Consider the following 18,179-nt stretch of genomic DNA (forward strand, 5'->3'; position numbering starts at 1 on the left):
TTTCAATGAAGTTGATGAGGCATTTGTCCAATCGGTTGCCTCAAAAAGGAACCATATTCCAAGGAAATCACTGAACTATCGAACCCCCATGGAAGTATTTTTGAGTTATATGGATGATGAGATGGTGTCTAGGTTAATTTGACAAATGAAACTAACAAAAAGTGTTAGCAAATAAAGGAAAAAAACGAAGAAATTCAAGACTAAAAAAAAGAGTGTTAGCAAGGCTGTTAGCAAAAAAGGCTACTAACAAAGCACCGACATCTATTGTAATTAAAAGAAAATATACCCATAGAGAGCAACATATAAAAAGCCGAAAACCCTTATCAATAAAGGCTTTCGACGTAATTTCTATGGCGTCCCCGATACGATTTGAACGTACGACACCCGCCTTAGGAGGGCGGTGCTCTATCCAGCTGAGCTACGAGGACATATTAAATTTTTGTTGGCAAATCTGCTCTTTTTACCCTCCTAGGGATTGGAACTACTACCACTTAGGAGGGTCTTGTAATATCCATTTTACTAAGGGGACTATTTAAATAAGCTTGCTTATTGAACAAAAACAGTTAAATAAACATACTTCTCTATTTTAAATTTCTTCCCTGTTCCTGTCAATGACTATCTGCCAAGCAACTGGATAGTCTAAAAAAATATATCTTTAATCAGTGGTTCTCAGGCAAATCATTAATAGTCTGCAAAAAAGACAACGCTTTCGTTTTATTTCAGCAGTTTTAGTATTTTCTCATTTTTTCTGCTATTCTCAGGCAAATAGATCGAAAAGAAGCGGATGAGATGCTATGATTAAGTAAATAAGTGAATAAGGAGTGCTAACAGTATGACAGAAAAATCAAAAGAAGAAGTATTTGCGGAGCGACAGGATCATTACAAACAGGAAAAAGAAGAGATCATCAAAAAAGCACTGAAGGAGCATAAGGCAACTGAAAAAGATGAAAAGAAAAAATAAGCCTTCTGTCTTTCATAAATTAAAAAACTGAGCATTTTCTGTAAGAATACATGGTATGCAGAGAATGCTCAGTTATTTTTATGCTTAGAAATAATCTTCCAAAACCGGTTTGCCATCAGGAATCAGCTGATCTAAAAGTACGACCATTTCTCTGCTGCCGGATAGTATTTCATGAAAATTCAGCTCCGCCCCTGTACGATATCCCATCAATAGTTGCGTCCATCCCTGAATTCCAGAGCTCAAAACTCTTTTTCCTTCAACAAACACTTTATCTTCAATTTGATTTAAAACAGCTGTTCCATCTTTGACTTTCAGCTGCCAGAAACCTGCATTCCATGGGGCAAACTCATCAACAATTTCCAAATAAAATTGATATTCTGTCGAATACTTTTGGAACGGATAAGAAGCAATAAATGTTTTAAAATCAACGATTCTCCCCATCATATACGGCACCAGCTTCATTTCAACCACAGGCGCAGGCATCAGATAGCTTAGATTTTCACCGATAAAGCCTTTTTCATAGTAGAACTGTCGGGTAGTACCACTGTGTGAACCGATAAATCCAGCCAGTGCTGAATAGGCATCTTTATTTAATGCCTTCCATTCGTTAATCGTAAATTCCTCTGAAGTAACCTTATAAACTAAATAACCTAGCGGTTGACCCTCTTTGCTTTTTGCAATGGCAAACCGAAACTCATTTCCCTGTGCAAATTTGTATTCCAGCCACCAGTCTTCTCTAACCAAAGCTCCGGGATGTTTGACAAGTTCCTCCGCATAAATCTCAGCAATGACAGATTTAGCATGGGACCAATCTTCTCGATACACTGAACTCTCAGCAGCTGTTGTTTTCGGCCAGTCAGTACTCGCAATTCGATAGATGATCTGTTCAAAAAGCTGTTCATACCCATAACGCCGATAAAATGGATAGGAGAATGGAGACAGATAAGACAATGCTGTTTTTTCTTTAGCTAAATCTGACAGCAGCCTTCTCATCAAAGCAGTTATACTCCCTTGCCCCCGATACTCTGGATAAGAAGACACACAGCCGACACCACCCATTTTATATTTACTCCCATGAAAATCAACAGTAAATGGCGTTGACAACAGCTGACTTGTTAACTGTTCCCCTTCAATATATCCGTAGGCTTCCGAGTGTTCTACAATCCAGTCAAATCTCTTTTTTCTTTCATCCGATACTTCAGAATTAAACGCGTAAGCAGCAAGATCAAACATAGCTTTTGTATCTTTCAGTTCCAGTTTTCTGATATGCTCCATGCTTCCCCATCCTTTCCTGCTTTAAAATGAAAAAAGGAAGGAACATTATCGCCTCATCTTATGATGCTAGTCCCAACCTCTTCTATTTTACAATTATGAATTTTCCATTTGTTCCAACATTTTTTTAAATTGACGCTTTTTGAAAAAAACAAGTAGCATACTTAGTACTATATCATTCATTTTTTGAAGAGTTCCATATGACTCCATGCTTTCAGCATAACGGATTTCGCAGGAATTGTCATCGATCATTGTAATATCGTAACTCACTTTAAATTCATTTTTAGTCGTAGATGTAGAAAAATGATAAGCAGAATTTTTTTCAATTTTATCGATTTTTATTTTTGCCCGCTGGCTTTTTGAAAATGTTTTAACATATTCAAAATTATTCAATTGCTTTTCTGTGACATCTTTTCCCGTTTGTACCCTGATATCATAAATAACAGATTCAATGATTTTCTTGTAAAAGACAGGTGCAGGAATATTTAGTTTTTTTACAACTTCCACTATTTCTTCACCTCACCATTTTTTGAATCATCCTTTTGCTTTTCCTTTTTCTTCCCTCTAAAGTAGAAGAATAGTCCAGCAGCAATTAAGGAAATTGCTGTAGTCATACTGGAAAAATCATATTTCCCGGTACTCATGTTCGCTGAATACACAAAAACCAATAAACCAATACTACATAAAAATATTCCGTTTTTCATCATCATGATTTTTCATCCTATCTACTCGTTAAACTGCAGCTGACTGGAAATACAGAACATTTCCCCAAGACTCACCTTTGATTAACTGTTTTGCTTTGGCAGCGGCTTCTTCGCTGTCTCCGGTTACTTCAAAGATTAACTTAATTCCCTGTTTTTCTTTAAAGGTATATGTAAAATCACCCTCACTGTAGCCTTCTAATAATTCTTTAATTGCGTCCTGCTGCATTGCGCTTGAAATTGCAATCATGTCCATCTTCCTTTCTTTCTCTTTCTATTTATTAGATTACCTTGTTAAAAAAATTTCAGCAATCCTTAAAACATCTTTTTTTACAAAGTTTTATTTGAAGTCCTCTGAAAAATTTGTTTAACTTTTGAACGCCTAAATTCATACTAGTAAAAATAGTTGCTTCACCTCGTAGAAGCGGAAGCAACTATTTTAGTAACTCAATTATTTGTTATCAGGTTCTCCCAATGAAGGGTCCATCTTGTTCGCTGCAATAACGAACGGTACCCAGATGAAGAAGCTGACCACAATACATACAAGTGTTACGATCGGTGCTCTCCAGTCAGCTCCTGTTGCAAGGAATGACAATAGCACTGGAGGAACAACCCATGGCACTTGTTGTGATACCGGATTAACCAATCCGCCAATAGTTGCAAAGTATCCAATTGCAGTAGTTACTACTGGTGCAATGATAAACGGAATAAACATAATTGGATTTAATACGATTGGCAAACCAAACATTACTGGTTCGTTGATGTTGAAGAAACCAGGTCCAATTGACAATTTCGCAACTGTTAAGTAATCTGCACGTTTTGAAAAAATGAAGATTGCAAACAACAGCACGATTGTACCACCTGAACCGCCAAACATAGTGTACGCATCAAATGATCCGCGAACCCAGTAGTACGCTTGTCCATCTTTGATCGCTTCCAATACGGCAGCACTACCTTTAACACCGTTGTAGCCTTGTTCAAAAATATTAATATTTTTCAACTGAGCAACACCGAAGATTCCTTCCAGAACCGGTGCCATAACGTTGGTTCCGTGAATACCAAAGAACCAGAATATTTGGATAGCAACCTGAATCAATGCAATTGCTCCAAAGCCTTGAGTCAGACCCAAGAACGGTTCTGCAATGTATTTCTGAATCAAATCAATCAGTAACTGTCCGTCAGTTATTTGTGCCACTGCAAAATTAATAATTGCTACTACATATAATGCCACTGCTGCAGGAATAATCGCTGCAAACGCTTTTGATACTGCCGGCGGTACTTGATCAGGCATTTTGATCGTAATGTTCGCCAACATTAGTTTTGCATAGATGATAGTTGCCAAAGCACCAATAACCATGATTGTGAAGTAAGCATTTCCATTTAAGTGATCCAACTTCAGCCAGCCCCAAAGACCTACGCTCAAGCTGTTTCCATCAACCGTTGCTCCGATGCCTGCATTATTGATTGCTTCTGCTACATCAGAAGGAACGTTAACGCCTAAATCTGCAGATAGTGATGGTCCAAATGAAATACCTTGAATAAATGCTGCAAGAGCTACAATACCACCTGCCAGGTCGTTTACGTTGTAAGCACGTGCTAAGTTAAATCCCCAAGAAAAAGCAAAAATCAAACCAGCAATTGCCAATGTACCGTTCCATACATACCCATTAACTGATATGATTTCCCTGATAACCGGAATTGTCGAACCATCATAATTAGGCCAAAATGCCGGCGGTAAATCACGAATGATTGCGTTGATCATTACGGCAATCGCACCAGCCATTGTTGCTGGCATTGTGCCGATAAATGCGTCACGTAAAGCCACTAAATGCTTTTGCGCACCGATTTTTCCGGCAATTGGAAGAATGTGCTTCTCCATCCAAGCTGTTAAAGCGTTCATTTTTATATCCCCCTATAAATAGTATTTATCTAAAGAGCCATGCTCTCTAAATTAAAAGAATTAAAACTCCGTTCAAAAAGTTTTAGTTACTCTCTCAACCTTCCGTTCAAAAAAGAATGATTATTAGTTTGCGTCGATACGACGGTATACATCAATGATTTCTTTTGCTAAATCTGTAAAAGCAATTGAAGTCATTAAGTGGTCCTGACTGTGAACAGTTAATAACGTTACAGTAATATTATTTCCCTGAGCTTCCTGAGTCAACAACCCTGTTTGAGAATGATGTGCCTCAACTAATGATGCCTCTGCATCAGCAATTTTCTGATCCGCCAATTCGAAGTTTCCTTCTTTCGCTGATGCAATGGCCTCCATTGCATCACTCTTGGCATTACCACCATACATAATCAAACCCATGATAGCTTCTAAATTTGGTTGTTCTTCCATTTTCATTCCTCCTTAAATAGTACTGATTGTTTAAATTAATCCATTAAAGCAATTGCCTGATCTAAAACTTTTTCACCATTCATCATTCCATAGTCAGCCATGTTGATAACATCTAACGGAATACCTTTTGGTGCAAGTTTTTGTTCAAATTGAGCTTTCATGAAACGTACTTGCGGGCCTAATAATAATACATTTACATCTTTTGACTCTAAATTGTTGTCAGCGTCTGATGCAGATACAGCAAAGATATCAGCTTCCATTCCACGTGCTTCTGCAGCTTTTTGCATTTTAGTTACTAACAGACTGGTGCTCATTCCAGCAGAACAAACTAGCATAATTGTTTTTTTAGCCATTGTTTTCATCTCCCTAAATTATTTGATTACACAATTATATAAGCAATAAACGTGCCAAAAAACAGTATAGACCAAATCCCATCATATCAGGGTTTTGATCTATACCACTTAGTCTTGCACACTTTATTATTCTCTTACACACAAAAATTTAGTGTGTAAATTCTATTTTCTGATTTTATTATCTAAAAACATTTTGGTTAAATGTGCAATATCAGCCTCAGGAACCTTGATTCTATAGGCTTTTTCGATTATCATCATATTCGTTCTGGCCACATCAGTTTCCAGTCGATACTTCTTCATAAATTCGGAAAGACCTTCAAAGCCTCTGCCTTCTTCTCCTTTAATAATAGAATCAACCAGAAAAGCCAAATGGAACACAATGCCGGCATCCACTCCCGGCTCAACAATAATATGCATGTCACTCTGAATTTGATGAACTGTTTTTTGGAGCATGGCAATTAGTTTCTGTAATGAATCCACCGTAGTAATTGTATCACTTAATGAACGGACAATCTTTTCTGTCGGCACTTCATCTCCTGCAATTCGCTTCAGTACATTAAGCTTCTCATCATCGAAGATATCGTACGCTGAAAAGAAAGGAATATTTTGATACTCAACATCTACAGTTCCAGCAATTGCTTTAATTTCATATTCTTCCATCAAACTGTCTATATGCTTTTTAAAGGCTTCTCTTTCCAAAAACTGCATTTGGATAATTTCAACCTTTTCTTCATCAATGACAGGCAAAATTCGCTGATACAGTCTTGCTGCTACTCCTTCTCCGGTAAAGCAGGTAACAACGACTGCCTTTTTTACCTGATTAGGATTTTTCAAGCTGCTTCGGAATTGTTCGCGAATAATCCCCTCAAGAGACATCTGGATGTTCTGATAGATATCTTCCAAGCTTCTTCCGACACTGGACATACGAATCGCTTCCAGCACGATCATCGTACTCGTCATCGAAATAGCTTTTGTTCGAATCCCAGTTTCTTCATAAATCATATTTCCAAATGAATTCAGCGATCCCATATCTGTTAGCAACAGCATCCCGTTACTTAATGAATCCTGATGATCCACAACATATTTTCTCAAATATTCATACATCGTCTGAACTTCCATTGTCAATGGCATATTCATCGCCACTCCTGTGGAGGTCCCCAAAAGCTCCTGTGCTGTTTTTAACATACTGGAGGCTGTGGAATCACCATGCATTAAAACAACTACACCGACATTATTTACTTCAACTTTTTCTTTGTCTCCCACATCAATAGAAAGAAACATGCTGATAAAGCCGATTTCATCAAAAGGAATCTCTATATCATTCTCTTCTTCAATAATTGCAGACAGATCAATAGCCACCTGAAATTCTTTCTTCATTTGTTTTCGAATATTGTTCAGGTTGGGGTGAACAATCACATGACCTTCACGAACACGCTCAATCGTACTTTGGAGATGGAGTGCAAAAGCAAAGCGGGCATTTTCATTATATTGGCGTGATAAACGTTTTTCCGCCAGGTCGTACAAGCGGTTTGTCAGCTTCCAGATGCTTTCCGGAAGCAGCTCCTTGTGAATGGAATTTTGAGTCAGCTCCTTCACATAGGTTTGGAAATATGCATCCATATCTGTAGAAATTAATTCTTCCAGATCAATATTTTCAAGCTCATTTCCAGCCAAAGAAGCAACTTTTTTTTCAATTTCATTATAAACCTGCATATCTCTTGCCGGGTCCCTGGACCAGACCACTTCATTTGTCCCTGGTTCAAAGCTTAGATAATTGTTTTTTCCATCCACAAAACGATCCAGCCGATCGGAAACTTCCTTAATTTTCAATAAGCCCTTTTGAACCTGCAGCGGCAGATCCTTCTTCCTAATCATTAAAAAGACCTCATTGTGCGTTCGGTAATGAAGAAAAGACTTGGCACAAACAAGCTTCAAATCCCGCTTAATCTGACCGATATTTCCTTCAGCATCATAAAGCATAAATGCTAAAATCGCTTCTCTTTCAATGTTGATTCGCTGATTCAGCCGATTAGCTTCCTGTTTGATAAACAAAGAGATAATATCATAACGCTCATCCAACGATCTGGCATCTAAATTGGGCAGTGTAATTGCCATAGGAATTCTTCTATTAAATGTCGTCAGAAAACTTTCGGAGGATTCTGTTGTAGCACCGATAATCTGTACAGAAGCATTATAGGTCTTGCCGCTTTCGCCCAGCGGACGATAAATGCCCTTGTCAATAAACGTAAAGAGCATTTCCTGTCCTTCTGGAGTCAAACGATGAATTTCATCCAGAAAAAGGATACCTCCGTCTGCTTCTGAAATCAGTCCCGGGCTATCGTTTTCAGCTCCGGTATAGGCTCCTTTTTTCACACCAAAAATATGGCCAAAAAGCAGCTGCGGATTTTGAGCATAGTCTGCACAGTTAAATGAAACAAACGGTGCATTCTCCGGCAATGTATTGGAGCTCACAGCAAAGTGGTACATACATTCCGCAAATAGCGACTTCCCTGTACCTGTTTCACCAAAAATAATGGTATGGAGTCCCCGCGGCGGATAGAGAATAGCCGCTTTCGCCTGCTGAATACTTATTTTCAGTGAATCATTGGCACCAACCAGATTTTCAAATGAAACTTCACTTGAACTGTCAACATGAATCATATCTTCTTCAAAAACAGACGTATAAACAACCGGACGTCCTTCTTTTTTTCGAATTTTATGTTCCTTCGACAGCTCACTTAAATATCGGCTTGCATTGCTTCGGTCAATAGATAGTTTCTCCCCGATATCAGCAGCTGTCATACCAACCTTTGTATTCTCTAACAAAGCTAAAATTTCTTCTTTTCTGGATTTCATGCTTAGCCTCCCTTTACGCCTGATGAATGCAAACACGACAAATAGTTGTTACTTTTCCTTTTTTAAATGCCCAGCCTCTGTTTCTTTTCTGGTTTCATGAAATTCCGCACCATAAAGAAAAATTTCTTTTGCTGAAACAGCTGCTGCTTTCATCAAACGCTGAAAGTCTCTTTTTGTCCGATCATTAACAAAAGTAATAACCGCTCCTTCTGCACCCATTCGTCCTGTCCTGCCGGCTCGATGAGCATAGCTGACGGCATCTAACGGAACATCTGCATTAATAATATATGCGACTTCCGTAAAATCAAGTCCTCTTGCACCGACATCTGTTGTCAGCAACATTTTTACTCTTTTATTAGAGAACTGACTGACTGCCAGTTTTCTCAGCTGCTTATTCTGATCAGAAGCCAGCCCCAGAATCGGTAACCCATCATAAATCATTTTCTCTTCAACTGCACCTAAATCTGACAGCTGATTAAAAAAGACCATTCCATAGAATTCAGGGACATGAAGCATCTTTTGCAGAAAGTCTTTTCTCTTTCTAAACGGTACTTCTATGTAATAATGGTGAATTGTGCCCGCTGACTGATCCTCTTCAGATACATCAATTGTCTGAACTTCTTCCGCAAGCTCAGACACTTCTGATTCAATTCGATCTGCAGTTGCAGAGTAAAAAGCCAGCTGGAAGTCAACAGGAGCACTCTGCAGAATTTGTCGGGTCAGATCCAGATCCGTTTTCTGCAGAAGCTGATCAGCTTCGTCCATCACAATTGTTTTAAGCTGATGACTTTTAATTTTCTTCGCCCGGATCAGTTCAATTATTCTACCAGGAGTACCAATCAGTACTTCCGGCTTCTTTTTGAGCTTTTCTATCTGCCGTTTAACATTTGCTCCACCGATCAACGTCTGTGTTTTCAACTGAAGCAGATTACCCCACTCTTGTGCGACCTGCCCAATCTGCACGGCTAATTCCTGAGAAGGTGCTAATATCAGCAACTGGTTTCCTGAATGGGCAGTTGTTCTCAACAGCAGCGGCAATAAATAAGCCAGTGTTTTACCTGTACCGGTAGGCGAAATTCCTCTTACATTTTTTCCTTCAGATAAAGGCTGAAAACTTTTTTTCTGAATAGCTGAAGGTTCGTTAAAACCAGAAGTCTGCCATTTCTCCTGCCAAACTTCTGGTAGTTGATTTACAAAATTCATATAGTTCCTTTCATGGATAAAGATTTAATCAAAAGTTTCCCTTTTTTTCTATCACCAAAACTGTCTGTCCGTTGATTTATCCCGACATGTCTAGAATTCAGCATCTGCTGATTTTGCCGACGCAATCCAATGAGCAAACAAAAAACAATTGATTGAATGATCTCATTTTTCTCAATTGCTATTTATTCTTATTTCTTTATTTCAGAGGAAATAAGCCTGTCTCTATTTTACTTTTTATCCGCCTCAAATACAATACCTGCATCTTTTCTCAAATAAGTCAACACTCGATTGACATTACGAGCCAGCTCCACCCATTCCTCATATTGAACACCCCAGTTCCTATCATTTGGGTTTTCAATAACATTAGCAAAGTCAGCAGCTTCTTCCACCATTGGATTTTCTTCCGCTGTCAAAGAAATGCGCTCTATCTGTTGATGGCTTCGATCGTGAAACTCAGCTTTCGAGATAGAATTAATCCCATCTAAAAGCAGTGTACCGCTGTCAAAATAAATTTCAGAAGATAAAAATGAATCACCGATTTTTCCTGCCTGAATCGTCACATCAAAGTGATCATAGCGTAAAATTGCTGTTCCCAAGCCATCCACCCCAGTCGAAATCTTTCGTGCAAAATAATGGCTTTCAACCGGAACACCAAACCATGCAACCGCAGCATACACCAGATAAATACCTAAATCCATTAGTGCTCCACCTGAAAAATATGGAGAAAACACATTCGGTTCCTGTCCATCTAAAACCTGATCATAACGGGAAGAGTATTTCATATAGGTAAAATTCGCTCCGATGATCTCATTCTTCAACGGCAGCAGCGAACCAATTTTTTTGAAACTTTTTTCGTGGATATTCCGAGCTGCTTCAAAAAAATACACCCTTTTCTCATTGGTAAGTGAAATAATTTCATCCATCTCATCAGGTGTTGAAAATGCCGGCTTTTCAACAATAACATTTTTTCCAGCCAGTATTGCCTGCTTTGCCTGTTCAAAATGCAGAGAATTAGGCGAAGCAATATAAACTGTAGTCATATGTTCAATTCCAAAAAATACTTTTAGATCGGTTGCATATTCAACATCACCATATTTTTCGCCAAATGCCTGAGCGCTCTCCAGCTTTCTGGAGTATACTGCTGCTAAATCATATTTCCCGGTCTTTAATGCCGCCTCTACAAACTGATCGCTAATCCAGTTTGTTCCAATAATACCCAGATGAATCATTTTATCCTCACCTTTCTTTATTCTGGTTGTTTAAACTTTTGATTTAAATCAAAAGGAACTGCTTTTAATACACGTATTGTTTCAGGAGTAACCTGACAATTATAAGTCAGAACCTGCAGTCCGGACTCTTGTCCCAGTAAAACTGCCTGCGCCAGTTCCAGCTGCATCTCATCATTAATAGTTGCTACATCAATTTGTTCAAACTGAGCAATAAACAGCACGTAACACTGATAGCCTGCATGAATCGCCGCAGTCAATTCTTTCACATGCTTTAAACCTCTCAGTGTCGGAGCATCTGGAAAGGCACCAATCCGCTCATTTTCGAGGGTCATTCCTTTCACTTCCACAAAAGCCTGCTGCCCTTTATTTGTTTCAATAAACAGATCAAATTGAGAGTTCCCATATTTCTTCTCACGTTTAATTGAAGCAATCCCGCCATTTAGTCCAGGCAACTCGATTGTTCCGTCTAACAAACCTTCAGCAACCAGTGCATTAGGTATCTGACTGTCAATATTAAACCATTGTCTGCCTTTTTTCACTGCGATTAAATCATAATCTGTTTTCCTTTTCGGCGAAGGTCGATAACTTAATGCAACTTCTGCATTCGGCAGAAAAACTTCTCTCCCTCTCCCTGTATTTTTTACATGAACAGTTACTTTTTCTCCTGTTTCTTCTACTATACATTCAGCAATAAATCGATTTGGTCTGCAGACAAATCTTGCTCGATATACATCCGGATATACGATCATTTAAACACCTCTCATCAAAACAATACCACATTTTCCAAAGTTTAGACAAATAAGTTGGAGTGATAAGAAGTATGAAGCAAATGAATCACCGCACAATATTTAATAAGAGAAAAATACCCTCAGTAAAATGCTGTTTTTACATCTTCTATAAGCAGCCTGATTATTATTGAACGACCTCTTTCAGAACATATAAAAAACTGCTCAGTTCGAACTTCGCTCGTTCTCTTCCTTTCCGCTATCTGAAGAATAATAGCAGACCATTGAATAGTAACCTAAAATCAGCAATACACCAACAGCTACGAAAGCAGACTCTTTTAGAGATCGCATATACAGAACAAAAAAAATCAGAACTATAGGAATTAACCCCAATTTTACTGACACCCAGTTCCTCTTGGGACGAAGAAATGAAACGACCCATCGTACTGGTAAAAACAAAACACCAAATAAAAAAGTTAAGAAGATATCCTTTATTGTTATATTCATTTCATAATTTTCCTTTCCCTCCTCTGTTTTCAAGAAATCTGTCTGCAGCAGCTCACTTAATAATTTTAAGGAAACCAGATCCGGCCTGCTCTTCCCCAGTTCCCATTTTGAGATTGTCTGCCGGGTGACAAAAACTTTGTCGGCTACTTCTTGTTGAGTAAATCTCATTGCTATTCTTTGAGATTTGAGTTTTTCATTCAATTCCAATTCTCATTCCCTCCTCAAAAATAATCTTACTATGTATTCCTATTAAAAATAACGCAACACCTGCAATTGCGTGCGCAACAACACTCATTGATAATAAGCCTTATTATACCAATCAACTTCTACTGAGGTTGTGACAAAGCTTCTCCATACGATGAGTAACCGCAGGAGCACTTGCACGTCCTTAACTGCGACGAGTAACCGCAGGAGCACTTGCACATCCTTAACTGCGACGAGTAACCGCAGGAGCACTTGCACATCCTTAACTGCGACGAGTAACCGCAGGAGCACTTGCACATCCTTAACTGCGACGAGTAACCGCAGGAGCAAAGCACTTCATGCGACGAGTAATCGCAGGAGCAGAAGTGTTCTGCCTCAAGAATCAGGTAGGTATCATGCATCATCTACTCTGACAAGTCAATCGTAGTGATTTATGTCAATAAGTCGGAATATACGAAAATTGTCAAAGAACACTAGTCATAAAATGACTAGCTGTGAATGGATACCTCCCTGGAGCTACTCATATTTTCAGTATCGTTTGACTTATTTCCGAAGAGACAGCTTCTGAAACACCGTTTATTCAGTTTTAGGGATCTCAGACATACTTATGTCACAGTCCCATTACTAATTTTTAAGCTTCGTTAAATTTTGTTAATAATCATGTTTCCAGCTCTTCAAATTTTCTGATTCGTGCTATGATTAAAAGAAAACTGGAGGTTGAGTGATGAAAAAGCGTTGGTCGTTTTTAATTGGTGCTTCTGTTCTGACAGGGATTGCAAGTTCTCTGCTGTTTAAGAAAAATAAGAGTAGCCAGGAAGCCAATCTGACTGCTTCTGATTTAATAAAAATTTTCCAAGGTCAATGGTGGTTTGTAGATAAAATGAAGGCTACCCAGCATCAGTTGTCTATAGACGATCAGCTGCAGATCCAAATTGACGGAAAAAAGCTGACATTCAGTTTAATCGAATGGAACATAAAACGTCTGGTTGTCCAAGATTCTTTCGGGTTTCATCTGATTATTGAAACAAAAAATGATATCCCTTACACATTATATGATGAAGCAGATGACAAGACCTATCTTTTAGAGAAAGTCTTGCCTATAAACGAAATCATCCGCTCTGATTGAGATTCTCTGAAAAGCTGAATATGAAAAAGACAGAAGGTGCTGCATGAGTCAATGCCAACCATTAGATTTTTAGTCTAACTTTTTAGGACACTCTTACATCATTTTCCGTCTTTTTTATTATAAATTTTCTATTTCTCCGCGATCTTTCGTCACACTCAGTTTTCCCTGCCGCTCTTCCAGTTCCGCTTTTATCTCATCCAATGACACGCCTTTTTCAGCCAGAAGCACCAACATATGATAAACTAAATCTGCTGTTTCATAAATGAGTTCTTCCTGATCATTGTTTTTTGCAGCAATAATTACTTCAGTTGATTCTTCACCAACTTTTTTTAAGATCTTATCAAGCCCTTTATCAAACAGGTAGTTTGTGTAGGAGCCTTCTTTGGGCTGTTCTTTTCGCTCTAAAATTTCATTATACAAGATCTCAATCATGCTTGTTCCTCCTCAACTATCACATTGAAAAAACAACTGTGAGCGCCTGTGTGACAGGCTGGTCCCGTTTGGTCTACTCGAATCAGCAAGGTATCCTGATCACAATCCGTCGCAATTTTTTTCACCTTTTGAATGTGCCCGCTGGTCTCTCCCTTATTCCACAACGATTGACGGGAACGGGAATAAAACCATGTTGTTCTGGTTTCAAGTGTCTTATTGAAGCTTTCCTCATTCATATAAGCCAGCATTAAAACATCATCTGTCTGATCCTCAATAATTATTGCAGGAATCAGTCCTTTAGAAAAATCGGGTTTCATAAGCGAACACTCACTCCTTCCTCTGCTAAGTATTCCTTCAGCTCGGGAATCTTCACCTCACCGTAATGGAAAATACTGGCTGCCAATGCGGCTGTAACATTTGTCTTCTCAAAAACTTCTAAAATATCTTCTCTGTTTCCACAACCGCCGGAGGCAATTACCGGAACTGTTACTGCTTCACAGATTGCCTGATTCAATTCCAGATCATACCCTGCTTTTGTCCCATCTGCATCCATACTGGTCAGAAGAATTTCTCCGGCACCCAAAGCAACAGCCTTTTGGGCCCACTCAACAGCATCCAAACCTGTATCTTCTCTTCCCCCCTTAACAAATACGTGCCAGTTTCCAGCAGCGGTTTTCTTTGCATCAATAGCAACAACGATACATTGCGCACCGAATTTTTCTGCTCCGGCCTGAATAAGCTCCGGCTTCTGAATCGCAGCCGAGTTCAGGGAAATTTTATCTGCTCCGGCCTGAAGCATTTTTTTCATATCCTCAACTGAACGTATTCCTCCACCTACAGTCAGCGGAATAAATACTTCAGCAGCGGTCCTCTCTACAACCGCTATCATTGTTTCCCGTTGGTCACTGGTCGCAGTGATGTCAAGAAAGACAATTTCATCCGCCCCCTGCTCGTTGTATGCTCGAGCAATTTCTACTGGATCACCGATACTTTTTAAATTTATAAAGTTTACACCTTTGACTACTTGTCCATCTGTGACATCCAGACAGGGAATGATTCGTTTGGTCAGCATAAAGCTTCTACCTCCTGCATTTCTTCAAGCGTTACTTTCCCTTCATAAAAGGCCTTGCCAACTATCGCTCCATATACACCGATTTCCGACAATTTGACTAAATCCTCTTTGCTGCTCACACCGCCGGAAGCAATAATATTTACCGTTGGAACAGTTTCCTGCAGCTGCTGGTACTGTTCAAAACTCGGTCCGGTTAATGTCCCGTCTTTTGAAATATCTGTATAAATAATTGTCTGAACACCGATTTCAGCCATTTCTTTTGCCATGGTCAAATAGTCTGTTTCACTGACTTCCAACCAGCCGCTGACAGCAACTTTCCCATTCTTTGCATCAATCCCCACAGCAATTTTTTCCTGATATTTTTTTACCGCTTCTTTTACAAGCTTAGGATTTTTTAAAGCAGCTGATCCTATAATGACTCTGTCTACACCGGAATCAATATATTCTTTTATCTGCTCCATTGAACGAATTCCGCCGCCTACTTCGATAGTTAGTCCCGTTTCGCTTTTAATCTGCCTGATCAGCGGTGCATTTGTTGTTTCCCCAGCCAATGCTCCATCCAAATCAACAATATGAAGATTTTGAAGTCCTGACTGATTAAATTCACGAGCTTGAGCAAGAGGATCTTCATTCACAACTGTTTTCCTGGCAAAATCACCTTTGACCAAGCGAACTGCTTCTCCTTCGCGTATATCAATTGCCGGTAATACGTACATGATCAACGACCTCCTTAAAGCCCTTCAATATATTCAACCCAGGTTCACCGCTTTTCTCCGGATGAAACTGTGTCCCAAAAATATTTCCCTTTGAAATCATTGCCGGAACTTTGATGGAATACTGTGCCAGTGCATCAATATTATCCGGGTCGCAGTCTGCATAATACGAATGGACAAAATAAACAAATTTACCGGCTGCACCCGCAGTCAGCGGCGTCTCCTTTGTAACAATCAAATCATTCCAACCCATATGAGGAACAGGAAAGTTCTTTTCCTGAGGAATTTCTTCACAGATCCCTTCGATCAGTCCCAGCCCTCTGGTAAAGCCGTTTTCAGTACTTCCTTCAAGGAGCAGCTGCATTCCAAGACAGACACCCAAAATCGGAATACCTTTTTTCGCAGCATGTTTGATTGGCTGGATCAAGTTTCTTTTCTCCAGCTCAGCCATTGCCAAAGAAAATGCGCCCACTCCTGGTAAAATCAGACCATCTGCTGCTTCGATCTCCTTCACATCTGAGGATAACTTATTTTCGAGTCCCACATAATTTAGTGCTTTCTGCACATTTAGTGTATTTCCTGTGTCATAATCAATAATTACAATCATCTACAATGTTCCCTTCGTTGAATTGATGCCGTTAATTTCAGGATTCAAAGTGATCGCCTCTCTTAGTGCTCTTCCGGCAGCTTTAAACAAAGATTCTATTTTATGATGATTATTTTTACCATGTAAAATTTTTAAATGAAGATTCATTTGTGTATTAAATGCCAGTGCCTGAAAAAACTCTTCCGTTAATTCCGTGTCAAAAGTACCCAGTTTCGGATTATCAAACACTGCATCAAATACAAGATACGATCTTCCGCTCAAATCAAGTGAAGCCATCCCCAATGTTTCATCCATAGGAACAAAGCTGGTGCCATAACGGTTGATTCCTGCCTTATTTCCCAGTGCTTCTTTTATACATTGACCTAATACAATACCAACATCTTCGACAGTATGATGGCTGTCTACGTCGAGATCTCCGTTAGCCTTTACTTCCAGAGACATCCGGCTGTGACGGGCAAACAAGGTCAGCATATGATCGAAAAAACCGACACCTGTATCAATACTGACCGGCTCCTGTGCATCAAGGTTTAGTGCCAGTTCAATCGTTGTTTCTGCTGTGCTTCTGGTTAAAGCTGCTGTTCTCATTGTTCTTCCTCCTTAAATCGACATTCTACTGCCCGTGCATGAGCTTCCAGTCCCTCTTCTCTGGCCAGAAGTGCGATGTCTTCCTGAACCTCTGCCAACGCATCTCTTGTATAGTAACTAACCTGACTGTATTTTACAAAATCATAAACACCCAGAGGAGAATAAAACTTAGCTGTCCCGCTGGTTGGCAGCACATGATTAGTTCCGGATAAGTAATCGCCGACCGGTTCTGATGTATAAGCTCCCAAGAAAATGGACCCGGCATTTTGAATCTGATGAAGCCAACTTATTGGGTCCTCCATCTGTACTTCCAAATGTTCTGGAGCAATTTCATTCATCACTTCAAACATTTCCTTTTTAGAATCAGTTACAATCAGCCAGCCATTATTTTCTACTGAGAACTCTGCTATTTCTTTTCTAGGCAGGTCAGCCAGCTGAGTCTTTATTTCCTTTTCTACCTCTTCGGCGAGCACTCTGGAATCAGTAACTAAAAATGTTCGCGCCAATTTATCATGCTCTGCCTGTGACAGCAAGTCTGCTGCAATAAACGCTGGATTGGCCTGTTTATCAGCCAAAATTCCAATTTCAGATGGTCCGGCAATCATGTCGATACCAACTGCTCCAAAGACTTGCTTTTTGGCTGTTGCAACGTAGATATTTCCTGGACCCACAATCTTATCGACTTTAGGAATACTTTTCGTTCCATATGCCAGTGCGGCAACAGCCTGTGCACCTCCAACCTGAAAAATCCGATCAACCCCTGCGATTTTTGCAGCTGCCAAGATAATGGGCGGAATACCAGATTTTGAAGGCGGGGTAACCATAATAATTTCTTTGACTCCTGCAATTTTTGCTGGCAAAACATTCATTAGAACGGAAGATGGATACGCTGCTGTACCTCCTGGAACATAGACTCCTGCACGTGCCAAAGGTCGAACTAGCTGTCCTCTAAAAACGCCATCCTTTTCAGTATCCATAAAATCGTATTGCTTCTGCTTTTGATGATAGCTGATAATATTTTCTTTTGCCCGCTCCAATGCCTGTCGGATTTTACTGTCCACTTTCTGATAAGCCTGATCAACCTCTGCTGCCGAAATTTCCAGCTCAGTAATTTCTGCCTGATCAAAGCATTTGGAGTAATCCAGCAATGCCTGATCTCCCAGCTGAATCACGGTATCAATAATTTCTTTAGTTGATTCTTCAACCTTTTGATCTTCTGATTTTCTTACATATTTTTCCTTATCCAGTTCAGATAAAATCTCTGCTGCTGTTCCTGAAAGCCACTTCAT

Annotated in this window: 21 protein-coding genes, 1 tRNA gene and 1 pseudogene; 3 read left to right on the top strand and 20 right to left on the bottom strand. The window is 39.5% G+C overall.

Annotation, left to right across the window (positions count from 1 at the left end; genetic code table 11):
* Nucleotides 1–142, top strand: a pseudogene (locus LI954_RS14160) (IS30 family transposase); the annotation flags it as partial.
* Nucleotides 143–351: 209 nt separating this feature from the next.
* On the opposite strand, the gene LI954_RS14165 reads toward LI954_RS14160, so the two are convergent.
* A tRNA-Arg gene (locus LI954_RS14165) sits at nucleotides 352–428 on the bottom strand.
* 404 nt (nucleotides 429–832) lie between these two features.
* Here LI954_RS14165 and LI954_RS16160 point away from each other — a divergent pair.
* The gene (locus LI954_RS16160) at nucleotides 833–961 is read left to right on the top strand and encodes a hypothetical protein (protein WP_267491509.1); all 129 of its coding nucleotides are present in this window, start codon (nucleotides 833–835) and stop codon (nucleotides 959–961) included.
* Between the two features lie 84 nt (nucleotides 962–1,045).
* Here LI954_RS16160 and LI954_RS14170 read toward each other — a convergent pair whose 3' ends face one another.
* From LI954_RS14170 to LI954_RS14225, 12 genes are all read right to left on the bottom strand, one after another.
* Nucleotides 1,046–2,236, bottom strand: a complete 1,191-nt coding sequence (locus tag LI954_RS14170; protein ID WP_229444783.1) for a GNAT family N-acetyltransferase — start codon at nucleotides 2,234–2,236, stop codon at nucleotides 1,046–1,048.
* 93 nt (nucleotides 2,237–2,329) lie between these two features.
* Nucleotides 2,330–2,740 carry a DUF3284 domain-containing protein gene (locus LI954_RS14175; RefSeq protein ID WP_229444784.1) on the bottom strand — a complete coding sequence of 137 codons (411 nt, stop codon included), beginning with the start codon at nucleotides 2,738–2,740 and terminating at the stop codon, nucleotides 2,330–2,332.
* Nucleotides 2,740–2,943 carry a DUF3188 domain-containing protein gene (locus tag LI954_RS14180; RefSeq protein WP_229442531.1) on the bottom strand — a complete coding sequence of 68 codons (204 nt, stop codon included), beginning with the start codon at nucleotides 2,941–2,943 and terminating at the stop codon, nucleotides 2,740–2,742. Before LI954_RS14180 ends, LI954_RS14175 begins: the two co-directional genes overlap by 1 nt.
* A 22-nt stretch (nucleotides 2,944–2,965) precedes the next feature.
* Entirely contained in the window at nucleotides 2,966–3,184 is a 219-nt protein-coding gene (locus LI954_RS14185; RefSeq protein WP_202064411.1) for a hypothetical protein, read from the bottom strand.
* A 201-nt stretch (nucleotides 3,185–3,385) separates the two neighbouring features.
* Nucleotides 3,386–4,834 (bottom strand): PTS sugar transporter subunit IIC, encoded by a 1,449-nt coding sequence (locus tag LI954_RS14190; protein WP_229444785.1) that lies wholly within the window; start codon nucleotides 4,832–4,834, stop codon nucleotides 3,386–3,388.
* 123 nt (nucleotides 4,835–4,957) lie between these two features.
* A complete protein-coding gene (locus LI954_RS14195) occupies nucleotides 4,958–5,278 on the bottom strand; it encodes a PTS lactose/cellobiose transporter subunit IIA (protein ID WP_202064409.1) in 321 nt (106 codons plus the stop codon).
* Between the two features lie 35 nt (nucleotides 5,279–5,313).
* Nucleotides 5,314–5,631 carry a PTS sugar transporter subunit IIB gene (locus tag LI954_RS14200; protein ID WP_202064408.1) on the bottom strand — a complete coding sequence of 106 codons (318 nt, stop codon included), beginning with the start codon at nucleotides 5,629–5,631 and terminating at the stop codon, nucleotides 5,314–5,316.
* 162 nt (nucleotides 5,632–5,793) lie between these two features.
* Nucleotides 5,794–8,487 carry a sigma 54-interacting transcriptional regulator gene (locus tag LI954_RS14205; RefSeq protein ID WP_202064407.1) on the bottom strand — a complete coding sequence of 898 codons (2,694 nt, stop codon included), beginning with the start codon at nucleotides 8,485–8,487 and terminating at the stop codon, nucleotides 5,794–5,796.
* 48 nt (nucleotides 8,488–8,535) lie between these two features.
* Entirely contained in the window at nucleotides 8,536–9,690 is a 1,155-nt protein-coding gene (locus LI954_RS14210; RefSeq protein ID WP_229444786.1) for a DEAD/DEAH box helicase, read from the bottom strand.
* A 227-nt stretch (nucleotides 9,691–9,917) separates the two neighbouring features.
* Nucleotides 9,918–10,919, bottom strand: a complete 1,002-nt coding sequence (locus LI954_RS14215) for a Gfo/Idh/MocA family protein (protein ID WP_229444787.1) — start codon at nucleotides 10,917–10,919, stop codon at nucleotides 9,918–9,920.
* A gap of 17 nt (nucleotides 10,920–10,936) precedes the next feature.
* Nucleotides 10,937–11,665: a DNA/RNA nuclease SfsA gene (sfsA, locus tag LI954_RS14220; RefSeq protein ID WP_420705989.1), complete on the bottom strand. Its 729-nt coding sequence runs from the start codon at nucleotides 11,663–11,665 to the stop codon at nucleotides 10,937–10,939.
* Between the two features lie 204 nt (nucleotides 11,666–11,869).
* Complete coding sequence (locus tag LI954_RS14225; RefSeq protein ID WP_229444789.1) at nucleotides 11,870–12,358, bottom strand: helix-turn-helix domain-containing protein; 489 nt, start codon at nucleotides 12,356–12,358, stop codon at nucleotides 11,870–11,872.
* Between the two features lie 721 nt (nucleotides 12,359–13,079).
* On the opposite strand from LI954_RS14225, the gene LI954_RS14230 reads away from it, so the two are divergent.
* The gene (locus tag LI954_RS14230; protein ID WP_229442540.1) at nucleotides 13,080–13,481 is read left to right on the top strand and encodes a DUF4828 domain-containing protein; all 402 of its coding nucleotides are present in this window, start codon (nucleotides 13,080–13,082) and stop codon (nucleotides 13,479–13,481) included.
* Between the two features lie 117 nt (nucleotides 13,482–13,598).
* Here the strand turns inward: LI954_RS14230 and hisE are convergent, their stop codons facing one another.
* The 7 genes from hisE to hisD are packed head-to-tail and all read right to left on the bottom strand — an operon-like array spanning nucleotide 13,599 to nucleotide 18,179.
* Nucleotides 13,599–13,913: a phosphoribosyl-ATP diphosphatase gene (gene hisE, locus LI954_RS14235; RefSeq protein ID WP_202064398.1), complete on the bottom strand. Its 315-nt coding sequence runs from the start codon at nucleotides 13,911–13,913 to the stop codon at nucleotides 13,599–13,601.
* Nucleotides 13,910–14,230, bottom strand: coding sequence for a phosphoribosyl-AMP cyclohydrolase (gene hisI, locus LI954_RS14240; protein ID WP_202064397.1), 321 nt, complete (start codon nucleotides 14,228–14,230; stop codon nucleotides 13,910–13,912). Before hisI ends, hisE begins: the two co-directional genes overlap by 4 nt.
* Nucleotides 14,227–14,985: an imidazole glycerol phosphate synthase subunit HisF gene (gene hisF / locus LI954_RS14245; RefSeq protein ID WP_202064395.1), complete on the bottom strand. Its 759-nt coding sequence runs from the start codon at nucleotides 14,983–14,985 to the stop codon at nucleotides 14,227–14,229. The genes hisI and hisF overlap by 4 nt, the downstream gene beginning before the upstream one ends.
* Complete coding sequence (hisA, locus tag LI954_RS14250; RefSeq protein ID WP_229444790.1) at nucleotides 14,979–15,701, bottom strand: 1-(5-phosphoribosyl)-5-[(5-phosphoribosylamino)methylideneamino]imidazole-4-carboxamide isomerase; 723 nt, start codon at nucleotides 15,699–15,701, stop codon at nucleotides 14,979–14,981. The genes hisF and hisA overlap by 7 nt, the downstream gene beginning before the upstream one ends.
* A complete protein-coding gene (gene hisH, locus LI954_RS14255) occupies nucleotides 15,679–16,305 on the bottom strand; it encodes an imidazole glycerol phosphate synthase subunit HisH (protein ID WP_202064393.1) in 627 nt (208 codons plus the stop codon). Before hisH ends, hisA begins: the two co-directional genes overlap by 23 nt.
* Nucleotides 16,306–16,890 carry an imidazoleglycerol-phosphate dehydratase HisB gene (gene hisB, locus LI954_RS14260; protein ID WP_202064392.1) on the bottom strand — a complete coding sequence of 195 codons (585 nt, stop codon included), beginning with the start codon at nucleotides 16,888–16,890 and terminating at the stop codon, nucleotides 16,306–16,308.
* Entirely contained in the window at nucleotides 16,887–18,179 is a 1,293-nt protein-coding gene (gene hisD, locus LI954_RS14265) for a histidinol dehydrogenase (RefSeq protein WP_229444791.1), read from the bottom strand. The genes hisB and hisD overlap by 4 nt, the downstream gene beginning before the upstream one ends.

Origin of the sequence: Enterococcus sp. CWB-B31 (genome assembly GCF_020567645.1) — a bacterium.
GTDB lineage: Bacteria > Bacillota > Bacilli > Lactobacillales > Enterococcaceae > Enterococcus_L.